The sequence below is a fragment of the Brevundimonas sp. CURTG3B2_SDJG genome (assembly GCF_057364705.1).
The window spans coordinates 1-4,044 of record NZ_JBNFOJ010000250.1; the positions used below are offsets into that span (position 1 = coordinate 1).

Consider the following 4,044-nt stretch of genomic DNA (forward strand, 5'->3'; position numbering starts at 1 on the left):
TCCCGGCGGCGATGCGTTCGGCGGCCGCCTTCCATGGCCCCCGGCCGGTCCACGGCTCCCCTCCGGCCCAGGCCTCGGCGAGCGAGGCGCGGACGCCCTCGAGCAGGATGAAGCCCATCAGGGCGATGTTCACCGCCAGCGAGATCATCCGCGCGCTCATGTCGACGCCCGAAGCCATGCCCGCGCGCTCGGGCGGCGCTGAACCGGTCGTGGTGTTGGTGACGGGGGTGTTCGTCAGGCCCAGACCCACGCCGGCGACGACGCAGCCCGGCAGGATGGTCAGGGCGCTGGCGTCGGCGACGCCGCTGCCGAACCGCATCAGGAAGAAGCCCAGGCCGATCGTGAACAGTCCGGCCGGAATGACGACCCGCGCCTGAAAGCGCAGCGACAGGCGCTCGGCCAGCGGCGGGACGATCAGCGTCGGCAGCGTATAGGCCAGCAGCCCGAACCCGGCGGCGACGCTGTCCAGCCCCAGGCCGGCGCTGAACCAGATCGGCAGGTAGATCATGAACGGCCAATAGCTGACGTTCATCGCCGCGGAGCCCAGGACCGCGCCCGAGAAGGCGCGGACGCGGAAAATGGAGAAGTCGATCATCGGCCGCCGGCTCCATCGCTCGACGACGACGAAGGCGATCGCGCCGGCGACGGAAAGAGCCAGGACCATGAGGGCCGCCGGGTCGCCGAAGCCGAGGACCGGCCCCTGGGTGATGTACCAGGCGAGACAGAACACCGAGAGGGACAGGGTCCCCATGCCGGCGAGGTCCAGCCGGCCGGCCTCCGGATCTCGCGACTCGTTCACCCCCGCCAGGGCCAGGGCGATCACGCCGACCGCCAGAACGACGTGAACCAGGAACACCCATTCCCAGCCCCAGACCGCCACGATCCCGCCCCCGATCAGGGGGCCGAAGCCGAGGCCCACGCCGGCGATCACCCCCCACCAGCCGAACGCCATGCTCCGCTCCCGGACGCCCTGGAACTGGTTGGACAGCACCGCGATGCCGCAGACCAGCATGGCCCCGCCGCCCAGGCCCTGAAGGGCGCGGGCGGCGATCAGGATCGGCGTGGTCGGAGCCAGGCCGCAAGCCAGGGACGCCAGGCCGAACGCCGCGATGCTGGCGATGAACACGCGCCGCCGCCCGAACCGGTCGGCCAGGGTTCCCGTCCCCATCAGCACCACCGTCACGGCGATGGTGTAGGCGTTCATGATCCACTGCAGCTCGGCGAAGTCCGCCCCCAGGACGGCCGGGTCCCTGAGCGTCGGCAGGATCGCGGGTATGCTGGAGATCTCCAGGCCGAACATCAGGGCGGACAGACAGACCGCCAGCAGGGCGATCACGCCGCGGCGGCGCGCGGATACGGTGGGCAGGACGACCATGGAGAACCTTCTGGGGAGATGGGCGCGGTCGAACCTAGGGAGGCGTTGATCACAACAAAACTGGATGTCTGATCATTTCAGAGATAACAAAAGCGAATGACTTCCCCGATCAGCCTGGATGTCGGAGCCGTGCGGGTCTTCGTCGCCGTCGCCGACCTGCGCAGCTTCACCCGCGCGGCCGAGGCGCTGGGCTCCACCCAGGGCGCGATCAGCGTCAAGCTGAAGCGGCTGGAGGACCAGTTGGGCCAGCGGCTGATCGAACGCACGCCCCGACTGGTCCGACTTTCGCCCCAGGGCGCCCTGTTCATCGACGGCGCCCGCGACTTCCTGGCCGCGCACGAGAAGGCCGTCGCCGCCCTGTCGATGTCCCGCCGGCGCTTCGCCCTGGGCGTCGCCGCCCATGTGGCAGGGCCGGAGGTGACGACCTTGCTGGCGCACTTGAACGCCTATGATCCGTGCCTGACGATCGAGGTGAGGATCGAAACCCCTCGCGCCCTGCTCGACGCCTTCGATCGCGGCGAGCTGGACGCCGCCATCGTCCGGCGCGAGGACGGCCGGCGCGACGGCGAGGTTCTGGGACCGGAGCATTTCGGATGGTTCGCGTCGCCGAATCTTCGATGCCGGCCCGACGAGCCGCTGCGGTTCGCCGCCCTGTCGACCGAATGCGGCGTCCGGAACATCGCCACCCAGGCGCTCGACGCGGCCGGCATCCCCTGGTCGGAGGTGTTCGTGGGCGGCAGTTCCTCGGCCGTCTCCGCCGCCGTGTCGGCGGGGGTGGCGATCGCGGTCTTTCCCCTCAGGCTGGCGCCGCCGGGAACGATCGAGGTGAGCCAGCGCTATGGGCTGCCGCCCCTGCCCGATTCAGAGATTCTGCTGTTCTCGACCCTGGTCGACGCCAAGTCCCGCGAAGCGTTGCGGACGATCGCGGCCGGTTTCCGATCACATCGAACCCGCGACGCGGAGGCGCCGGTCATGCAGTTCGCCTAGGGCTGCAGCCGGTATCCGCCGGCGTCGGTCAGCAACAGGCGCGCTTGGCCGGGTTCGGGCTCGATCTTCTGCCGCAGCCGGTAGATGTGGGTCTCCAGCGTATGGGTGGTGACCCCGGCGTTGTAGCCCCAGACCTCGGTCAGCAGCTCCTCGCGCGACACGGCCTTGGCGCCGGCGCGATAGAGATACTTCAGGATGTTGGTCTCTTTCTCGGTCAGCCGGATCTTCTTGCCCTTGTCGTCCACCAGCACCTTGGCGGCGGGACGGAATTCATAGGGACCGATGCGGAAGACCGCGTCCTCGGACTGTTCGTGGCTGCGCAGGTGGGCGCGGATGCGGGCCAGCAGCACCGCGAACCGGAAGGGCTTGGTGACATAGTCGTTGGCGCCCGATTCCAGGCCCAGGACCGTATCGGCGTCCGACGACTGGCCGGTCAGCATGATGATGGGGGTCGAGACCCCGTCCTTGCGCAGCAGCCGGCAGGCCTCGCGGCCGTCCATGTCGGGCAGGTCGACGTCCAGCAGGATCAGGTCGGCGCGGACCTCACGGCCCATTCTGACGCCTTCCATGGCCGTCGAGGCCTGGACGGGCCGGAAGGCCTCGTGCAACGCCAACTGCTCGGCCAGGGCCTCGCGCAGGTCGTCGTCGTCGTCGATGATGAGGATCGTCTTGGGCGTGGGCATGTCTGCAAGAATGGCGAGGGTCGGCCCATTCGCCAAGGGCAGGGGGCCAAAGGCCGCGATTTTCAGTCGCCGGAGGGCGTCTCGAGGGGGTTTCGCGCTCCGAACAGGGCCGATCCCAGCCGGACATGGGTGGCGTCGAAGCGGATCGCGACTTCGTAGTCGTCGCTCATTCCCATGGACAGCACGGCCAGTCCGTTGCGCCGGGCGATCTTGCGCAGAAGGGCGAAATGGACGCCCGGCGCCTCGTCCGCCGGCGGAATGCACATCAGTCCCTCGACCCGCAGCCCCAGGCCCCGGGCCTGGGCCACCAGGGCGTCGGCCTGCTCCGGCGGAACCCCCGCCTTCTGCGGCTCCGCCCCGGTGTTGACTTGGATCAGCACCCGCGGCGCCCGGCCGGTCTTCTCGATCCCCGCCGTCAGCGCGAGCGCCAGCTTCGGCCGGTCCAGGGTCTCGATGACGTCGAACAGCCGCAGCGCGTCCTCGACCTTGTTGGTCTGCAGCGGTCCGATCAGGCGCAGCTCCAGATCAGGAAAGGCGCCGCGCCGCTCCCCCCAATGCGCCAAGGCTCCTGAACACGGTTTTCGCCGAAGGTCCGCTGCCCGGCGGCCAGCGCCGCATCCAGCGCTTCGTCGGGCTGGGTCTTGGTCACGGCGGTCAGCACCACGTCGGCCGCATCCCGCCCCGCGACCCGGCACGCCTTGGCGATCCGACGCCGCGCGGCCTGGATCCGTTCGGCGACGGCGCTGGACGCGGCCGAGCTGTCGGTAGAAGAGGTCGTCATGCGTTCGGACGCCGAAATCCTGTGGGAGGTCGCCAGCGGTCTAGCCCGTGAGGCGGCCGAAGTCAGCCGGGCGGGCCGGTCTCTGCCGCCCCTGTTGTTCTTCACCGATCCCGAGCGCACGCCGCGCCCGTGGGAGGCCGCCGCGCGCCTGCCGCCCGGGTCTGGGTGGTGTTCCGCCCATTTCGGCGGCTCCGGACGCGCTCGAGACCGCACGGCGC

Annotated in this window: 5 protein-coding genes and 1 pseudogene; 2 read left to right on the forward strand and 4 right to left on the reverse strand. The window is 70.0% G+C overall.

The window, feature by feature from the left end:
- Positions 1-1,375 (reverse strand): MFS transporter (locus AC2W7C_RS14310; RefSeq protein ID WP_486002034.1); only part of this gene is annotated, 1,375 nt, incomplete at its 3' end.
- A gap of 96 nt (positions 1,376-1,471) precedes the next feature.
- On the opposite strand from AC2W7C_RS14310, the gene AC2W7C_RS14315 reads away from it, so the two are divergent.
- Positions 1,472-2,362: a LysR family transcriptional regulator gene (locus AC2W7C_RS14315; protein WP_486002035.1), complete on the forward strand. Its 891-nt coding sequence runs from the start codon at positions 1,472-1,474 to the stop codon at positions 2,360-2,362.
- On the opposite strand, the gene AC2W7C_RS14320 is transcribed toward AC2W7C_RS14315, so the two are convergent.
- The 3 genes from AC2W7C_RS14320 to AC2W7C_RS14330 form a co-directional block, all read right to left on the reverse strand.
- Positions 2,359-3,045: a response regulator transcription factor gene (locus AC2W7C_RS14320; protein ID WP_486002036.1), complete on the reverse strand. Its 687-nt coding sequence runs from the start codon at positions 3,043-3,045 to the stop codon at positions 2,359-2,361. The two genes, AC2W7C_RS14315 and AC2W7C_RS14320, sit on opposite strands and share 4 nt — an antisense overlap.
- A 62-nt stretch (positions 3,046-3,107) precedes the next feature.
- Complete coding sequence (locus AC2W7C_RS14325) at positions 3,108-3,608, reverse strand: YggS family pyridoxal phosphate enzyme (RefSeq protein WP_486002037.1); 501 nt, start codon at positions 3,606-3,608, stop codon at positions 3,108-3,110.
- Positions 3,554-3,826, reverse strand: coding sequence for a hypothetical protein (locus AC2W7C_RS14330; RefSeq protein ID WP_486002038.1), 273 nt, complete (start codon positions 3,824-3,826; stop codon positions 3,554-3,556). Before AC2W7C_RS14330 ends, AC2W7C_RS14325 begins: the two co-directional genes overlap by 55 nt.
- Here AC2W7C_RS14330 and AC2W7C_RS14335 point away from each other — a divergent pair.
- Positions 3,825-4,044 (forward strand): annotated as a pseudogene (locus AC2W7C_RS14335) (thiamine phosphate synthase); the annotation flags it as partial. The gene AC2W7C_RS14330 and the pseudogene AC2W7C_RS14335 overlap by 2 nt on opposite strands.

What these genes read in the sequence shown, in the direction of transcription:
- AC2W7C_RS14315 (WP_486002035.1), top strand. Translation starts at nt 1,472, where the DNA reads ATGACTTCCCCGATCAGCCTGGATGTCGGAGCCGTGCGGGTCTTCGTC.
- AC2W7C_RS14320 (WP_486002036.1), bottom strand. Translation starts at nt 3,045, where the DNA reads ATGCCCACGCCCAAGACGATCCTCATCATCGACGACGACGACGACCTG.
- AC2W7C_RS14330 (WP_486002038.1), bottom strand. Translation starts at nt 3,826, where the DNA reads ATGACGACCTCTTCTACCGACAGCTCGGCCGCGTCCAGCGCCGTCGCC.